Origin of the sequence: Sorangium sp. So ce394, from assembly GCF_051474665.1 — a bacterium.
GTDB classification, from domain to species: Bacteria; Myxococcota_A; Polyangia; order Polyangiales; family Polyangiaceae; genus Sorangium; species Sorangium cellulosum_D.
Genome location: NZ_CP150339.1, coordinates 7,241,920 through 7,257,788, shown reverse-complemented (window position 1 = coordinate 7,257,788; position 15,869 = coordinate 7,241,920). Strand labels below are relative to the sequence as shown.

The following is a 15,869-nucleotide window of genomic DNA, read 5'->3' as shown; positions in this document are numbered from 1 at the left end:
CGCGCCCGGCGCTGTCCGGCGGTCGCGATCGTGCTGCGATCTCCCGGACTCGCGGCCTCTGGTAAGCTGTCGTGATGCTTGGTCGACTTGATGGATGGATGTTCGGCATGGCCCTCTGCCTCGCCGCCGGCTGTGGCGGGGAGACCCAGGAACCCGCCGGAGAGGGGGGCAACGGGGGCGGAGCGCTCGGTGAGCTCGAGTGCCGGCGCGGGGAGGATTGCGACAACGACACCTGCAATCCGGTAAGCGACGCCGCCTGTTACGAGGTGCAGAGCGATGCCAGTTGCAGGGCTGACGAGGATTGCGCCGGCATGGCGGGCGAGGGCGGGGGAGCGGGAGGGAGCGGGGGCGGCGCGGCCGGCCCGTTCATCTGCGAGATGCCGCATTTCACGTGCCCTCCGCCCCTGCAGGTGAGCGCCGTCTGTGTCCGCGGCTGCGCGACCGACGCCGACTGCCCGGCGACGCTGGCCTGCGCGCCGGATCACCGCTGCCGCGCGAAGCCGTGCGCCGCCGACGCGGACTGCCCGGTGAACCAGGCATGCGATCCGACCGGCGGGGCCTGCGCCCGCAAGGCGTGCGCGAGCGACGCCGATTGCGAGGGCTACTGCGTGCTCGGCCAATGCGAGGAGAAGCCAGGAATCTGTTTCCTGTATTGAGCCGCGCTGTGCGGCGCCGCGGAGGGTGCCTGTCCGCGCCACCCGAGCTCATCCGGTCAGCGTTTCCCTTCTCCACCGCTCACCACCGCATCTCCGCCGCGAGCGCGCGAGCGCGCATGGGCCGCGCCCGTTCGTGGAACGGCCCGGGCCGTCACGGCGCTCCCGGCGCCCGCGCGCGGCTCCGCCCCCGCCGCCGCGCGCGCAGGAGCGCGCCGCCGACCGCGACCAGGCAGCCCGCGAGCACCCCGGCGCGCCCCCCGCCCGACGTCTCGCAGGAGCAGCCGCCGCCGGCGCTCGCCCTGCTCCCGCCCGCCCCCGCGCCGGCCTCGCCCCCGCCGGCGCTCGCCGCGCTCCCGCCAGCGCCCGCGGCGCCGCCCGACGCCGCGCCGGCCTCGCACGAGCGCGCGGCGCCGACGAAGCTCGCGGTCGCCGGCCAGAGGTCGGGGCAGGTCCGGCCGGTCGAGCCCTCGGCCCCGCAGGCGGCCGGCGGGCCGCAGAGGCGGTCGAGCGTCATGAGCGGCGAGAACGTCGCGCCCCCGTCCGTGGAGACGCCCGCGGAGAAGCCGTCCACGAGCTCGTCGGCGCAGGCGTAGAGGCCCCGCGCGGTCCAGGTCAGGCAGCGGACGCCGAGCTGCCCCACCTGCGTGAACTCCAGCGTGTCCGTCGGCGCGACCCACAGGCCATCCATGTCGCTGCCGGCCGCGATCCTGGTCCCGTCGGGCGAGAGGGCGAGCCCGAGGAGGCTCACCGCCTGGAACACCTCGCGCCAGGTGGCGCCCCCGTCCCGCGAGACCAGCAGGGCGTCCGCGCCGTCGCCGTCGCGGCGCACATACACCACGTCGGGGTCCTCCGGGTCCACGGCGCCGAGGTAGGGCAGGTTGCGATCGTCGCTGCCAGGGACGTCGAGCTCCTCCCACGTCGCGCCGCGATCGTCCGAGCGCCGCACGATCCCCTGGAACGTGGGGCCGTTGCGGCGCCCGCTCACGTAGATGCGCCGGGGATCGCTCGGCGCGCTGTCCAGGGTCACGCCGAGGAACGTGCTCGGGAAGTCTTCCCCGGCCTGGGTCCACGTCCTCCCGTCGTCCTTCGACGCCCAGACCTGGGTCAAGATCGCGTCGCTCGCCATGACGCTGGAGCCGAGCAGGAGCACGCTCGCGGGATCCGCGCGGTCGATCGACAGGTCGACGATGTTGCGCCGGGCGAGCGCGCCCCCGGCGATCTGCCAGTCGCAGCCGCCGTCGTGCGTCGCGCTGAGCCCGTCGAAGAGCCCCGCGAGCATCGAGCCGTCGGCGGTGACGACCATCATGGGATCCTCGAAGCCGCTGTAGCCGACCGCCGCTTCACAGATCCACGACCAGCGCTCGCCGCCGTCACGGGTGGTGAGGACGCCGTAGGTCGCGCGGACGACGATGTGCTCCGGATCGGCGGGATCGACAAGGATCTGGCCGGCGGTGGGGTATCGGCCGTTGGCGAGCGCGGGCGCCGCGGCGGAGAGGGCGAGGCCCGCCGCTGCGGCCGCGAGCCCGAGAGCGATGCGGTTCATCGAGGGGAGGTTCATCGATCCTCCTGCACAGCGCAACGCTTCGACAGGAGGCCGCGGGAGCGCGCCGGGCCCGGGAGATCCCTGGCCCGACGCCGGTCACGATCCGCCGCTCCGCGGCGCGCGGCCGGGCGCGGCGCCCCCGGCCGTCGGGCCCTGGACGCGCGCTACTGCAGCCGGAACCGCTGGTTCGTGCCGGTGCCGCACGTGTACTGGATGAACCTGGCGTTGTCGGCGGTGCTGACCCCGCTGACGTCCACGCACTTGCCGCTGTTGACCGAGCGCAGCGAGATGACGCCGTCGCCGCGATCGACGACATCCCACTTCTGGCTGTTCCTGCTGCTGTTGCAGTCCGCCTGCGTGATGTTCGCAGAGTTGTTCCGGCTGGCCCCCTGCACGTCGAGGCACTTTCCGCTGTTCACGTTCGTCACGGTCGCCGTGGCGCCGCTGATCGTCTCGATCTTCCACTGCTGATCGCCCGCCCCGGTGCACGGCCGCTGGATGATGGTGGCGCCGTTGTCCAGGCTCGCCCCGGTGACGCTCATGCACTTGCCCGAATGGACGGCCGTCAGGCTCTGACCGCCGGTGCCGCCGGGATCGCCGCCCGGGTCGCCGCCCGGGTCGCCGCCGGGGTCGCCGCCGGTGCCGCCCAGCCCGGAGATCTGGACCTGCGCGCCCGTGGCCGACACCGAGAGGACCTTCACCGTCGCGTTCGTCCCGAAGAGCTGATGAGAAGCGCCGACCACGAGCGGCGCGTCCCTGAAGTTCCCGCCGGGGATCATGTCGAGCAGGTGCGCCCGGCCGCTCTCTCGCGACTGCGTGAAGAACGCATGGATGAGGACGCCCTTCGTGGAGAGGTTGCGCGAGTCGACGACGTTCGTCGCCGCCGGCTGGCGGAACTCGATCTGGTACATGATGTCGTTCGGGCCCTTGACGCGGAGGAGCTGGGTCCCGGTGCTCGCCTCGGTCATCGGCGCGAGCGTGTAGGTCCCGTCGGCGCTCACCGTCACGGCCTGCGTCGACGGGATCCACCCGAGGTTCACCTTGTAGTTGGCGTTGAAGTGCTGCTTGCCGCCGTTGCCCATCGGGTCGAACACGTCGCCGTACTCGTCGAAGGTGCAGTCGTTGCTCATGGTCACGGTCGCGCCGTTGCTGCGACAGGTGCGCGAGGAGGCGTGCCACAGGCCGAAGTTGTGGCCGAGCTCGTGCACGACGACCTCGGGCCAGAGGCCGGCGATCCAGGTGGCGCTCCCGGGCTGCGCCCCCATGCCGGCGTACCCGCAGTCCATCTTGCCCATGATCATGAAGTGCTGGTACGCGTTGAGATCGAAGCCGGCGTTGCGCGCCGCGGTCTTGGCCTCGTTCTGCCACCGGTTGTAGTCGTCGCACTTGCCGAAGGCGATGTTGAACGGGCCGGCGACGTCGTACTGGAGCTGCATCTTTCCGAACGACGAGCCCGCCAGGTGGGTCGCCGCTCCATCCATCGTGTTGCGCACGTCCTGCTCCGTGCCCAGCGTCTGGCCGCCGTCGAACTGCACGCGCAGCACCAGGACGCGCTTGGCCCCGGTCGTGACGAGCGCGCTCGTCAGCTCGCCGATGCCCTCGGCCGGCCGGATCGCGTCGACGATGATCGTGCCGTCCTCGGCCTCGCTGCCGAACACGTCCACCGGGGAGCCGCTCGCCGTGCGCCAGTCGATCGGCGCCTCGGCGCCCTGCGGCGCCTCCGTCATCGAGTCCAGGTTCAGGCGCACGAACTCCCCGTCTTCCCGCTCCAGCATGTACCGCGCCTCGCCATTGGCGACGGCGACGGTCAGCGTCCCCGATGCGGTCGGGGCCGGCCCCGCTCCCTCGTCACCGGCGTCGATGCTCAGGCAGCCGGGCGCGAACGCGCACGCTGCGGTGAGGGCAACCGTGGTGAGGTGTGACTTGAAGCGCTGCATGCGATCTTCCTTTCCTGGCTCGGTCCGACGCGCCCGTCTCCCCCCGTGTCGGAGAGCGCCGCACCCTTCCCCCTCAGGAGCCCAGGGGCGGCGCGACGGAGCGCTACCAAGGAGAGGCCGCAAGCGCCGCCAGCCTCTCCGCTGCTGATGTAACTTGACGGCGACTCCGCACTTCCGGCGGCGCGACCATCGCTCGCGATCGTCACGCCGCGTCGCCGTCTCGCGGGTGCCTGGACCTTCAGAGCAAATTCGCGGCCACAGCCGTGCTCCCCGCTTGACACGGGGAGCTGGCCTGTCTCGGCGGAACAATCACGTGCGAACGGCCAGTGATCCAGCCTGATGTTATGTTTGCGGGACTGGCATGGATCGCGAGAGATCCTGAATGGACATGAAAACACCACCCCAGCCCATCACGTGAGTTGGCGAAAGGGCGCTTGTGCTCGCCCGCTCGAGCGATTTCGGCCGATGTTCTGCGCGATTCGATGCGAGGGTGGCAATCCGTGCTCGAGGGTGAACACGTGAGTTCTGCGGTGAGGGCGAGGGCGGCGATGTGGGTGGTTTGGCGCGCTCGCGGCGCGCCCTGTCGGCGGTCGCTCCCTCCAGGGCTCCGCGGGGGCGCGGAGATGGAGGGGGCCAGCGGCAGGGCCGGTCAGCGGGGCGGGGACGGGGGCGCTGCCTCCAGCCGGACGGCGGCCCCGCGGCGGATCGCGCCGGCGCGGCGCACGGCCGCGTAGACCCCGGCGACCGCCGGGAACACGACGCCGGGGGCGACAGTCGCGCTCGCGACCGCGTTGTGCCGGGCGAGCGCGCGCAAGAGGCCGGGATCGCGCGGGAGGTCGCCCTGGGGCAGCGTGGGGACGACGCACCGGGGACAAGGATCGATGACCTCGAGGCGGACCTCCGGGGCGATCTCCAGCGCGCGGCCGATCCAGCCGTTCTCGACGAAGGAGCGCTCGCCCGGGGCCGTCGCGACGACGAGGTTGGGGCGGAACCTCGGGGCCTCGATGCGCCCGGAGGGGTGGAGGTCGCGCAGGCGGTCGAGCGTGGCCGTGGTCAGCGCGTGCAGGGCGGCCACGTCGAAGAACGTGCCGGCCGGCGCGGCGAGCGCCATCGGCTCCTCGACGATCGTGGCCTGGGCCGCGGAGCCGTCCACGGGCGACCGATCCGCCTCGCGCTTCGGCGCCTCGGGCGGTCGGCTCACGAGCGCCACGTCGCGGCCGAGCGCGCGCGAGAGCGCCCGATCCACGTCCGGCTGCGCGCTGCTGATCACGGCGCCGTCCGGGAGCGTGATCCACACGGGCGGCAGGGGCGCCGAGGGGCGCGGCGGCTCCGCGAAGGCCGCCCGACACGCGAGCAGCGCGCCCCACTTGCCAGGGTGCTTGGCGCTCGCGACGTGCCCCGTCTCCCGGTCCAGGACGGCGTAGGTCCGGTCGCCGAGCACGCCGCGGTCGGAGATCGCCGCCTCGTCGATCTCCTCTCCTTGCATCGATTTGACGGGATATCGCCAGATCGACACGACCGTTCCGGTGGGCTGCTCGCTCGGGTGTATGGCGTCTCTTTACCCGATCTCCACCGAGCTCGGCGTCCGGCGCTCCGCCGCTGGTATAGATGCGCGTATGACCCTCCTCCAAGACGTCGTGGCCGCGCTGGAGTCGATCGCCCCGCTCCGGTTCGCCGAGCCCTGGGACAACGTGGGCCTCCTGGCGGGCGACCCCGCGCGGCCCTCGTCGGCGGCGCTCCTCGCCATCGATTACACCCCCGAGGTCGCCCGGGAGGCGCGCGAGCTCGGCTGCGATCTCGTCGTCGCCTACCACCCGCCGCTCTTCGAGGCGGTGAAGCGCGTGGTCGCGCCGGACCCCATCTTCGCGGCGATCCGGGACGGCATCGCGCTGTACTCGCCCCACACCGCGCTCGACGTCGCCGAGGGCGGCACCAACGATGTCCTCGCCGACGCGCTCGGGATGTCCGGGGAGCGCGCGCCGCTCCGGCGGGCGCCGTCGAAGGCGTGGCAGCACAAGCTCGTCGTCTTCGTCCCGGAGGACCACGCCGACGCCGTGGCCGACGCCCTCGCCGAGGCGGGCGCGGGCCGGATCGGCCGGTACTCGCGCTGCAGCTTCCGCACGGTCGGGACGGGCACGTTCTTCGGCGAGGAGGGCACGAACCCCACCGTGGGCGAGAAGGGCCGGCTCGAGCGCGTGACCGAGGTGCGGCTGGAGATGGTCTTTCCCCGCGAGCGGACCGAGGCGGTCCTGCAGGCGATGCGCGCCGCGCACCCCTACGAGGAGGTGGCGTTCGACCTCGTCGAGCTCGCCGTCGAGCCGCTGCGGGTCGGCATCGGCCGGATCGGGCCGCTCGGCGGCGCCGCGCCGGTCGGCGACCTGCTCGGCCGGGTCAAGGCGGCCCTGGGGGTCGACGCGCTGCTCGTGGCCGGCCCCGAGCAGCGCGCCGTCGCGCGCGCGGCGACGTGCGCCGGCGCGGGCGGCGCGCTCCTCGAGGACGCGATCGCCCAGGGCGCCGAGCTCTACCTGACCGGCGAGCTGCGCCACCACGACGCCCTGCGCGCGGCGAGCGCCGGCGTCACGGTGGTGTGCGCGCTGCACTCGAACAGCGAGCGCGCCGCGCTGAAGCGCCTGGCCGAGCGGCTCCGCGCCGAGGTGCCGTCGCTCCGCGTCGAGCTCAGCGCGCGAGATCGGGATCCGTTCACGATCCGGTGAAGCGCCTGGCGCTGCTCGGCGCTGTCATTTTCGTGCTCGGCGTCCTGTGCGGCGTGGCGCTAGCCGCCCTGCGCCTGCGCTGAGCCGCGGCCTGGCCACCCGGACGGCCGCGCGGGCCGCAAAGGCCGCTGGACGGGACGGGCGCTCGCGATCAGCCTTGCTCGCCTCATGCGCGACCACGCCACGACTCCTGCCCGCGACCTGCGCGCGGAACCCGATGCGCCCTCGCCCGGCCCGCGCCTCGGCGCCGGCGTCTGGTCGACGCTCCGCGAGGCGGTCGGCGGCAGCGGGCACGACTTCACCCAGGGCTCCATCGACCGGGCGATCGTCCTGCTCGCGATCCCCATGGTCATGGAGATGCTCATGGAGTCGCTCTTCGTCGTGGTCGACGTCTTCTGGGTGTCGCGGCTCGGCGCCGACGCGGTCGCCGCCGTCGGGCTCACGGAGTCGCTCCTCGCGGTGGTGTACGCCCTGGGGATGGGCCTCTCGGTCGCCGCGTCCTCGACGGTCGCGCGGCGGGTCGGCGAGGGGCGCCCCGAGGAGGCGGCGGCCATGGCCGGGCAGGCGATCGTGCTCGGCGTGCTCGCCTCCCTGCCGATCGCGGCGGCCGGCGGGCTGCTCGCGTCGCGGTTGCTCGCGGCGATGGGGGCGAGCGCCGGGGTGGTCGCGACCGGCACGCCGTTCGCCTCGATCATGCTGCTCGGCAACGGGACGATCCTGATGCTGTTCGTCATGAACGCGGTCTTCCGCGGGGCCGGCGACGCGGCGCTGTCGATGCGGGTGCTCTGGCTGTCGAACGCGCTGAACATGGTGCTCGGCCCGTGCTTCATCTTCGGCCTCGGCCCGTTCCCGGAGCTCGGCGTGACCGGCGCCGCCCTGGGGACGACGCTCGGCCGCGGGACGGGCGTCGCGCTGCAGGTCTTCCTGCTCGCGCGCGGCGGCGGTCGCGTGAAGGTGAGGGCGCGGCACCTCGTGCCCGACCCGAGGGCGCTCGCGGCGCTGCTCCGCCTGTTCGCGAACGGCGCGTTGCAGGCGCTCATCGGCACGGCGAGCTGGATCGGCATGGTGCGCATCCTCGCCCCGTTCGGGAGCGCGGCGCTCGCCGGCTACACGATCGGGATGCGGGTCATCGCGTTCGCGATCTTGCCGGCGTTCGGGCTCGCGAACGCCGCCGCGACGATGGTGGGGCAGAACCTCGGGGCCGGGCGCCCCGAGCGGGCCGAGGCCGCGGTCTACCGCGCGGGCGTCTGGAACACGGTCATGCTCGGCGCGATCGGGCTGGTCTTCGCGGTGGGCGCGGGCGCCATCGTCGGCGCGTTCACGGACGACGCCGACGTGCTGCGGTTCGGCACGGAGACGCTGCGGATCGTGGCGTGCGGGTTCCTGTTCTACGGGTTCGGGATGGTGTTCATGCAGGCCTTCAACGGCGCCGGCGACACGTGGACGCCGACGATGCTGAACTTCGCCTGCTTCTGGCTCTGGGAGATCCCGCTCGGCTGGTGGCTCGCGCGCGCCGCGGGGCTCGGCTCGACGGGCGTGCCCATCGCGATCGCGGTGGCGTTCTCGACGCTCGCGGTCGCGGGCTGGCTCATGTTCCGCCGCGGGGCCTGGAAGCAGCGCCGCGTCTGAGGGGAGCTCCCCGGGCAGCCGCAGCGCCGAAACCGAGAGAACCGAGAGGTGGCGCGGTGACGACGATCGCTCCCTTGCGTCATGAATCCCAGCGGACGCGGACGCCGGGGTAGCGGGAGACAAGCTCGTCCTTGCTTACCAGCTCGGCGCTGTGCTCGATCGCGGTGGCGATGATCACCCGGTCGATCGGATCGCGGTGCAGATCCGGCAGAGCTGCCGATTTCGCGGCGATCGACGGCGTCAGGGGAAGCAGGACAAGGCCTGCCTGCTCAATCGCCTTCGTGAAGAAATCCTCGACGGAGACCGGGAGCACGACGCGACCCTTCTTCGCAAGCCATGCAACCTCCAGGCAGGAGACCGAGGCGACGCCGACGGGGCCGGGCTCGTGCTCGATGAGCGCCTTCGTTTTGGAAGGAAGCGCGTCGGCGGTGCCCTGGATCCACCAGAGCCAGGTGTGCGTGTCGAGGACGATCACGCGTCGTTCACGCTCCAATCAGGCTCATCGATGGCCGGGGCGATCACGTCGCCCAGAATCTGAAGCCCAGCGAGCTCCGCCGGTGGCCGGCGCACTGCGGTCGGCGACGAGGGCGGTTCCTCGAGCACCAGGAAGATCGCCTCAACCCGCGTGCGAGGCGGGAGGACCGGCATTTCCTTCAGCCGTCCTTGCTCGTCGGTCTCGAGGAGGGCTCGGTGCGCCTGCATGCCTGGACGATAGCACGGCCGCGCAGGAGCACCGAGCGCCGCGCCGGCGCCGCTACCCCGCGGAGCGCGCGAGCCAGGCGTCGACGAGCTTGCGGGCGATGCTGAGCGGCGGCGGCAAGAGCGGCAGCGCGTCGCGGTGGAACCAGCGCGCGTCCTCGAGCTCGCGCGTGTCGACGCGGAGCTCGCCGCCGGTGTAGCGCGCGGTGAAGCCGACCATGATCTGGTGCGGGAACGGCCACGGCTGGCTGCCGAAATAGGCGATGTCCGCGACGTCGACGCCCGTCTCCTCGTGGACCTCGCGCGCGACGCACGCCTCCAGCGTCTCGCCGGGCTCGACGAAGCCCGCCACGAGGCCGTACATGCCCGCAGGGAACCGCGCCTGCCGCGTCATGAGCACGCGCGGCCCGTCCTCGACGAGCACGATCGTCGCGGGCGTGATCCGGGGGAAGTAGTTGCTCGCGCAGCGGACGCAGCGCTTGACCCGCTCGTCCCGCCCCGCCTCGAGCTCGGCGCCGCACGCCGCGCAGTACTGGTGCGCCCGGTCCCAGTGCTGCACCTGGTACGCCGTGCCCGCCACGTCGAACAGCTCCGGATCGATGCGCCCGTGGAGGCGCCGCAGCGAGACGTAGGCGTGCCCCTCGGGGGCCGGAGAGCCCTGCGCAAGCTCCGCGGAGCGGCAGGGGCGTCCGTCGAGCTCGCCGAGCGGCTGGTCGCGCACGGCGACGACGCCGAGCTCCGCGAGATCCGCCGCGACCGGGACGTCGAAGCGATCGCCGCCGTCGGGCGGCGCGCGGACGAGGAGCTCGTCGCCGCGGAACGCGAACCACGCGATCCCGGGGGCCGGCGCGCTCGGGCGGCCGAGCCCGGGGCGGAAGCGGGAGGGCGGCATGGGGTCAGGCCCGCCCGCGGGGCCGCGCGGCCTCCGCTGCGAGGGCCTGCGCTGCGCGACGTCCGCCGGAGGGAGAGCCGATCGGGGGCATGCGGGGGAGCTTAGCGCCCATTCCGTGCGTCAGTAGTCCCGCCAGAGGCGAGGGCGGCGGCCGCGGTCCCGCGCCGCGCCCGGGTGCGAGGCGCCGCTGCGGCCGGGGAGCAGGGGCGCCAGGTCGAATTTCAAATGGGGACGACGGCTCGTCCCCACGTACCCGCAGCGCTTCAACCACGCTTCGAGGGATCGGTATGCTGCGGTCGTCTTTGGGTCTGATCTGTGCTGGCGTGCTCTCCCTGTCGCTCGCCGCGTGCGCGAGCGGCACCACGCTCGATCCTTCCGCCGGAGCGCTCCCCGGCGACGGCGGGGGCGGCGGCGCCGGGGACGCCGGGGGCGGCGGCGTCGGGGGCGGCGACGGGTGGATCGACGCGACGTGGGTGAACCCCGGCCCGCCGGCCGTGTGGAACCCTCCGTCCGTCACCGTTCCCGGCGCGTGCTCCGAGCTGACGTCGCACCACATCTACACGGTCTCGTCGTACAGCGAGCTCTACTCGTTCCACCCGGCCACGCTGGACTTCCGGTTCATCGGCCGGTTCGAGTGCGCGGCTCCCGTGGATCGCTGGCGGGTCGAGGCCGTGTCGCCGCTGTCGATGGCCGTCGATCGGAGCGGCGTCGCCTGGATCGGGAGCCATAGCGGTCGGCTCGCGCGCCTCGATATCGAGACCGGCGTCTGCGAGCCGGTCATCAGCCCGCCGGGGAACGACCCGCTCTGGAGGTTCGGGATGGCGTTCGCGTCCGACGGCGTCTCCGGCGAGGAGACCCTTTACCTCCGCGAGGCGCTGCTCGGCGGGACGCGCGACGAGGCGGATCCCGTCCGGGCGCTCGCCATGTTCGACGCGCGGAGCCGCACCGCCCGTCCGCTCGGCGTGGGCGAGGGCGGGGACGCGGACCTCACCGGCACGGGCGACGGCCGGCTCTTCGGCTTCGTGCAGGGGGCGCCGGGGGAGCCGGCGTCCCTCAGCGAGTACGACAAGAGGACCGGCGCCGCGCTCTCGCAGACACCCCTCTCCGGTGTGAGCATCCATGACGCCGCGAGCTGGGCGTTCGCGACCTGGGGAGGCGCCTTCTACTTCTTCGTCATGAACCCCGACCCCATCGACAGGATCACGTCGAGCGTCTATCGCTATGACCCGTTGTCGGGCGCGCCGCCGGAGCTCCTGCGGGACGACCTCCCCGCCGAGGTCATCGGCGCCGGCGTATCGACGTGCGCCCCGACCGTCATCCCCCAATAACCCGCCGCGCCCCTGCCTCCCGGGGGCGTCCGGCCGGAAGGTCGCGGAGGCGCTCTCGTCCTCGTCATCCCCGCGACGGGAGGCCGACGCTGGCAAGATAGGCTTCCAGCGCCGGGACATGATCGGACGACACGATGGCGCCGATATACCCGTCCGGCCGGACGAGCACCCAGTCGCCGGGCGACACGCCATAGGCAGCGCGGAGATGGCCGCCATCATCGACGATGTCGCCGCGCGGCCCGACGGCGTGGATGTGGAGCCCGGGGCGCGGCTCGACGGCCGAGCGCCGGTCCACCCCGTAACCCAGCAAGGTCCAATGCGGACCCTGGAAGAGCTTGAAGAGCCGTGTCGGCATCCCCGCCACGCCGCGGACGGGCGCGTCCGGCGCCCGGGCGCCCGCGCGGATGCCGCCGCTGCGCTTCGGCTTCTCCAGGGCGAGCGACGACTCCGGATATCCCAGATCGAGCTGATGCACCTCGCGACCGCGGCGCATGACGCCTTGCTTGGCCGCCTCCAGCAGCTTCGTCGTCAGGCCGAGCACCTCCGCGGCGATCGGCCGGCGCTCCTCCTCGTAGGTCGCGAGCAGCGCCTCCGGCGCACCCGCCAGGACGGCGGCGAGCTTCCAGCCGAGGTTGTAGGCGTCCTGCACGCTCGTATTGAGGCCCTGCCCGCCCGTCGGCGGGTGGATATGCGCGGCGTCGCCGACGAGGAAGGCGCGCCCGTCCCGGTAACGGTCGGCGATGCGCGCGTTCATGGTATAGGCGGAGGCCCAGGACACCGAGCGGATCACGATGTCGCCTCGGCCCGTGCGGCCCGCGACCATCGCTGTCAGGCCTTCGGCGGAGAGGTCGACATCGCCTTCCGGAGGAATCGGCGCCTGCAACTGGAACATGTCGGTGCCGACGAGCGGGCACAGCGACATCATCTTCTCCATCGACCTTTCGCCGAAGCGATGCCAGGCGTCCCTGCTGAGCCCATCCAGGACGACGTCGGCGACCACGGCGCGCACCCCCATGGTCTTGCCGGGAAAGTCGATCGCGAGCGCGTGCCGTACGACGCTGCGGCCGCCGTCCGCTCCGACGAGATAGCGGGCGCGGACGGTCTCCTCGCCCGCCGGGCCAGCGATGCGAGCGTCGACGCCCTCGCCATGCTGCTCGAAGCTCTTCAGCTCGCGGCCGAACTCCGGGGCGCGCCCGAGCTCCGCCAGACGCTCGCGCATCGCGGCCTCGGTCAGGAACTGGGGCACGAGCAGCGGCAGAAGATAGGGCTCGCCAGGCGTCGGGGCCTGAGGCTCCATGAGCTGCGACTCCTCGTAGCCTCCGTCGTCGCGATACTCCCGCGGGGGCGGGTACATGCCGCCGGCCGCCACGACCCGGTCGAGGATGCCCAGATCCTCGAACACCTCCTGGCTGCGCGGCTGGATCCCTTTGCCGCGCGAGCCGGGAAACGGCCCGTCCAGCCTGTCGATGAGCCGGAACGCGACGCCCCGACGGGCGAGCTCAATGGCCAGGGTCAACCCGGCAGCACCTGCGCCAACGATCAGTACATCCGTCGAAAAATGAGGTTCCACGGCGAGCTCCGCTTTGTTGGACTGCGCTTCAGATATGTGTATCATGCATATGTTCGCACCCCCGAACCGTCAAGAGAATTCGTGCAAATTACACGCATCACCAAGAAGAAGCTCCGCGAGCTCCACGGAGCCATGGTCGATCTGATCGCGGTCATGAATCAGCCGCAGCGCGATCAGGCGCTGCTCGCGGAGGCGGGCCTCTCCCTGGATCGAGCCCTCTTTCAGCTGCTGGTGGGGATCGAGCGCTTCGGGCCGATCGGCGTTGTCGAGCTCTCGGACCGAGCCGGGCGCGATTACACGACCGTCAGCCGCCAGGTCGCGAAGCTCGAGAGCCTGGGGCTGATCGAACGTCGACCCAGCCCAGCCGATCGCCGCGTCCATGAGGCGGTGATCACCGACAAGGGGCGACAGATGACGGACGCCTTGGACGCCGCGCGTCAGAGGATCGCGGCCCCGATCCTCGCCAACTGGAGCGAGGAAGACTTCAACGACCTGGTGCGCCTGATGCGCCGGTTCGTGGACGACTTGACGGCGTCGTCTGGCGGAACGGAGAAGCCCTGAGGGGCAGACCACGGCGGGCGGAGCTGCGAGCGCCCGCTCCCCGCGCGCATCACCGCGGCACCGACAGCTTCTCCCGGTGGCTCCGCGCCACCTTGAGCTCCGCGCCCCCGGCGAGGACCACGACCGTGTCCCGGCGGCCCTGGGTGCGGAGCTCCTTGATCCGGTCGCGGTTCACGATCGCCGAGCGGTGGATCCGCACGAAGCGCGCCGGATCGAGCTTGCCCTCCACGCTGTTCATCGTCTCGCGGTGGAGGTAGCTCTTCCCGCCGGCGTGGATCTGCACGTAGTAGTCGGCCGCCTCGATCCAGTCGATCTCCTCGACGCTGAGGAAGACCACGCGGCAGCCGTCCTTGATCGCGAGCCGCCGCGGGTGATCCGCGCCCGGAGCGGGCGGCTCCGAGCCGGGGCCCGCCCGCCCGCGCGCGGCGGCCGCCGCGCCGGGGTCGCCGTAGCTCTGCAGGAGCGAGAGCAGGCGCTGGCTCAGGTCGCTCATCCGCGACAGCCGGAGGTGGCTCTTGGCGCGGCGGAGCGCGTCGTGGAAGCGGTCGTCGTCGAACGGCTTCAGCAGGTAGTCGAGGGCGTGGACCTCGAAGGCGCGCAGCGCGTAACGGTCGAACGCCGTCACGAAGATCACCGCGGGCAGCTCGCCGGGCGGGAGCGACGCCATCACCTCGAACCCGTTCATCTCGGGCATCTGCACGTCCAGGAACACGAGGTCCGGCCGCAGCCGCCGGATCGTCTCGAGCGCGCTCGGGCCGTCGCCCGACTCGGCGGCGACCGCGACCTCGGGGTCGTCCGCGAGGAGCATGCGGATGCCCTCGCGGGCGAGCGGCTCGTCGTCGACGATGACGGCGCGGATCTCGCCGGGGCTATCCATGCGCGCGCGGCTCCTTCTGCGGGCGCGCGGGCCGGAACGGGACCGCGATCGTCACGAGGACGCCCCCCTCCGGGCGCCGCGCGACGGCGAGCCGGTGGTCGTCCGGGTAGAGCTGCCGGAGCCGCGCGCGCACGTTGCCGAGCCCCGTCCCCTCGCTCGCCTCGCCGGCCCAGCCCTCCCTGAGCCCCCGGCCGTCGTCGGTCACCTCCACGACGAGGCGGTGATCCTCCCGCCGGGCGGCGATCGTCACGCTCCCCGACGACGCCCGCGGGGCGATGCCGTGGCGGATCGCGTTCTCGACGATCGGCTGCAGGATGAGGTTCGGGATCTCGGCGTCCAGCGCCTCGGGGGCGACCTCCTTGCGCACCGTCAGCCGGTCCTGGAAGCGGGTCTCCTCGATCTCGAGGTAGCGATCGAGGAAATCGAGCTCCTGCTTGAGCGGCACGATCTGCTTGCCCGCGCTCTCGAGCGCCATCCGGAGCAGCTCGCTCAGGCCGGTGATCATGCGGACCGAGGCCTGCGTCTCCTGCTTTCTCACGAGCACCGCGATGGCGTGGAGCGTGTTGAAGAGGAAGTGCGGGTGGAGCTGCATCTTGAGCGCCTGGAGCTCCGCCTGCGCGAGCTTCGTCTCGAGCTGCGCGGCCGCGACCGCGCGCTCCCGGTACTTTCGGTGGTAGTCCGCCGCGTGGACCATCGCGAGGATCCCCCAGTAGATGAGCAGCTCGATGTCGAGGTAGATGCTGATGAGCTTGACGAAGACGTCGGGGAACGACGTCTTCACGTAGTGCTCGTGGCCGATGAGCCGCCCCATGAGCGCGCTGACGGCGACGTGGCCCGGCGCCATGGCGAGGTTGGCGACGAGGTGCACCGCGACGTTCCGCACGAGGCCCCGGCGCTCCATCGGGAACCTGCGGCCGAGCCAGACGATCGCGGGCGTCATGAGCGCCCAGAAGAGCCAGGGCAGCCCCTGCCACACGAAGGCGGCGAAGAGCGGGAGGCGCGTCTCCTGCTTCTGCTGGACGAAGAGGTAGGTCTGCGCGCTCGAGACGAGCACCGGGATCATCCAGAGCCCGGCCACGAGCCAGACGGGCGCCCACCTCGGGCCGGCGAGCGCGCGGGAGGGCGCCCGGCCGCGCGCCGGGGCGGCGGCGGGGGGCGGGAGCGCGACGTGCGTCGCGCCGGCGCCGCCGTTCACGGTCCACCCAGGGGGCTCAGCTGCCGCGAGGTCTGCATGGCTCGGCTCCATGGCGCGCGCCGTCGTGCCGGCGCGCTCTCGCCCTGGCCAGCCGGAGGCGGGCCGAGGGGGGCTCCCCTGGATCAGAGCACAGGCGAAGGCGGCGCGGGGGCGCTTTGCAGCGGGCTGCGCCCCGGCTGCAGCGAGCTGGCCCGCGGGCGGGGCGGCGCCAGGGGGCACGGCGGCCCGGCCTGCGGGCGGCGGCGGGGGCGCCGTGGCGAGGGCCGCC

Annotated in this window: 14 protein-coding genes; 5 read left to right on the top strand and 9 right to left on the bottom strand. The window is 72.7% G+C overall.

Annotated elements, in window-relative coordinates; genetic code table 11:
- Positions 1-74: 74 nt before the first annotated feature.
- Positions 75-656, top strand: a complete 582-nt coding sequence (locus WMF33_RS26380) for a hypothetical protein (RefSeq protein WP_437322427.1) — start codon at positions 75-77, stop codon at positions 654-656.
- A 151-nt stretch (positions 657-807) separates the two neighbouring features.
- Here the strand turns inward: WMF33_RS26380 and WMF33_RS26375 are convergent, their stop codons facing one another.
- The 3 genes from WMF33_RS26375 to WMF33_RS26365 form a co-directional block, all read right to left on the bottom strand.
- The gene (locus tag WMF33_RS26375) at positions 808-2,214 is read right to left on the bottom strand and encodes a WD40/YVTN/BNR-like repeat-containing protein (RefSeq protein WP_437322426.1); all 1,407 of its coding nucleotides are present in this window, start codon (positions 2,212-2,214) and stop codon (positions 808-810) included.
- Between the two features lie 149 nt (positions 2,215-2,363).
- Positions 2,364-4,136 (bottom strand): RICIN domain-containing protein, encoded by a 1,773-nt coding sequence (locus WMF33_RS26370; RefSeq protein WP_437322425.1) that lies wholly within the window; start codon positions 4,134-4,136, stop codon positions 2,364-2,366.
- A gap of 649 nt (positions 4,137-4,785) precedes the next feature.
- Complete coding sequence (locus WMF33_RS26365; RefSeq protein WP_437322424.1) at positions 4,786-5,652, bottom strand: MOSC domain-containing protein; 867 nt, start codon at positions 5,650-5,652, stop codon at positions 4,786-4,788.
- Positions 5,653-5,752: 100 nt separating this feature from the next.
- Here WMF33_RS26365 and WMF33_RS26360 point away from each other — a divergent pair, with 100 nt between their 5' ends.
- Complete coding sequence (locus tag WMF33_RS26360; protein ID WP_437322423.1) at positions 5,753-6,850, top strand: Nif3-like dinuclear metal center hexameric protein; 1,098 nt, start codon at positions 5,753-5,755, stop codon at positions 6,848-6,850.
- A gap of 168 nt (positions 6,851-7,018) precedes the next feature.
- Entirely contained in the window at positions 7,019-8,479 is a 1,461-nt protein-coding gene (locus WMF33_RS26355; RefSeq protein WP_437322422.1) for an MATE family efflux transporter, read from the top strand.
- 79 nt (positions 8,480-8,558) lie between these two features.
- On the opposite strand, the gene WMF33_RS26350 is transcribed toward WMF33_RS26355, so the two are convergent.
- The 3 genes from WMF33_RS26350 to nudC are packed head-to-tail and all read right to left on the bottom strand — an operon-like array spanning position 8,559 to position 10,070.
- The gene (locus tag WMF33_RS26350; RefSeq protein ID WP_437322421.1) at positions 8,559-8,954 is read right to left on the bottom strand and encodes a type II toxin-antitoxin system VapC family toxin; all 396 of its coding nucleotides are present in this window, start codon (positions 8,952-8,954) and stop codon (positions 8,559-8,561) included.
- Positions 8,951-9,181 carry a hypothetical protein gene (locus WMF33_RS26345; RefSeq protein WP_437322420.1) on the bottom strand — a complete coding sequence of 77 codons (231 nt, stop codon included), beginning with the start codon at positions 9,179-9,181 and terminating at the stop codon, positions 8,951-8,953. Before WMF33_RS26345 ends, WMF33_RS26350 begins: the two co-directional genes overlap by 4 nt.
- Positions 9,182-9,233: 52 nt before the next feature.
- On the bottom strand, positions 9,234-10,070 hold the full coding sequence (gene nudC / locus WMF33_RS26340) for an NAD(+) diphosphatase (protein WP_437322419.1): 837 nt from the start codon (positions 10,068-10,070) through the stop codon (positions 9,234-9,236).
- A gap of 287 nt (positions 10,071-10,357) precedes the next feature.
- Between nudC and WMF33_RS26335 the strand changes: the two genes are divergently transcribed.
- Complete coding sequence (locus WMF33_RS26335) at positions 10,358-11,398, top strand: hypothetical protein (protein ID WP_437322418.1); 1,041 nt, start codon at positions 10,358-10,360, stop codon at positions 11,396-11,398.
- Between the two features lie 64 nt (positions 11,399-11,462).
- Here the strand turns inward: WMF33_RS26335 and WMF33_RS26330 are convergent, their stop codons facing one another.
- On the bottom strand, positions 11,463-13,013 hold the full coding sequence (locus tag WMF33_RS26330) for an FAD-dependent oxidoreductase (RefSeq protein ID WP_437322417.1): 1,551 nt from the start codon (positions 13,011-13,013) through the stop codon (positions 11,463-11,465).
- Between WMF33_RS26330 and WMF33_RS26325 the strand changes: the two genes are divergently transcribed.
- A complete protein-coding gene (locus WMF33_RS26325) occupies positions 13,005-13,529 on the top strand; it encodes a MarR family winged helix-turn-helix transcriptional regulator (protein ID WP_061629329.1) in 525 nt (174 codons plus the stop codon). The genes WMF33_RS26330 and WMF33_RS26325 overlap by 9 nt on opposite strands.
- Positions 13,530-13,578: 49 nt before the next feature.
- Here WMF33_RS26325 and WMF33_RS26320 read toward each other — a convergent pair whose 3' ends face one another.
- Positions 13,579-14,406: a LytR/AlgR family response regulator transcription factor gene (locus WMF33_RS26320; RefSeq protein WP_437322416.1), complete on the bottom strand. Its 828-nt coding sequence runs from the start codon at positions 14,404-14,406 to the stop codon at positions 13,579-13,581.
- Positions 14,399-15,601, bottom strand: a complete 1,203-nt coding sequence (locus WMF33_RS26315; RefSeq protein ID WP_437322415.1) for a sensor histidine kinase — start codon at positions 15,599-15,601, stop codon at positions 14,399-14,401. The genes WMF33_RS26320 and WMF33_RS26315 overlap by 8 nt, the downstream gene beginning before the upstream one ends.
- Positions 15,602-15,869 lie beyond the last annotated feature (268 nt).

What these genes read in the sequence shown, in the direction of transcription:
- WMF33_RS26335 (WP_437322418.1), top strand. Translation starts at nt 10,358, where the DNA reads ATGCTGCGGTCGTCTTTGGGTCTGATCTGTGCTGGCGTGCTCTCCCTG.
- WMF33_RS26345 (WP_437322420.1), bottom strand. Translation starts at nt 9,181, where the DNA reads ATGCAGGCGCACCGAGCCCTCCTCGAGACCGACGAGCAAGGACGGCTG.
- nudC (WP_437322419.1), bottom strand. Translation starts at nt 10,070, where the DNA reads ATGCCGCCCTCCCGCTTCCGCCCCGGGCTCGGCCGCCCGAGCGCGCCG.
- WMF33_RS26330 (WP_437322417.1), bottom strand. Translation starts at nt 13,013, where the DNA reads ATGATACACATATCTGAAGCGCAGTCCAACAAAGCGGAGCTCGCCGTG.
- WMF33_RS26360 (WP_437322423.1), top strand. Translation starts at nt 5,753, where the DNA reads ATGACCCTCCTCCAAGACGTCGTGGCCGCGCTGGAGTCGATCGCCCCG.
- WMF33_RS26320 (WP_437322416.1), bottom strand. Translation starts at nt 14,406, where the DNA reads ATGGATAGCCCCGGCGAGATCCGCGCCGTCATCGTCGACGACGAGCCG.
- WMF33_RS26370 (WP_437322425.1), bottom strand. Translation starts at nt 4,136, where the DNA reads ATGCAGCGCTTCAAGTCACACCTCACCACGGTTGCCCTCACCGCAGCG.
- WMF33_RS26355 (WP_437322422.1), top strand. Translation starts at nt 7,019, where the DNA reads ATGCGCGACCACGCCACGACTCCTGCCCGCGACCTGCGCGCGGAACCC.
- WMF33_RS26380 (WP_437322427.1), top strand. Translation starts at nt 75, where the DNA reads ATGCTTGGTCGACTTGATGGATGGATGTTCGGCATGGCCCTCTGCCTC.
- WMF33_RS26375 (WP_437322426.1), bottom strand. Translation starts at nt 2,214, where the DNA reads ATGAACCTCCCCTCGATGAACCGCATCGCTCTCGGGCTCGCGGCCGCA.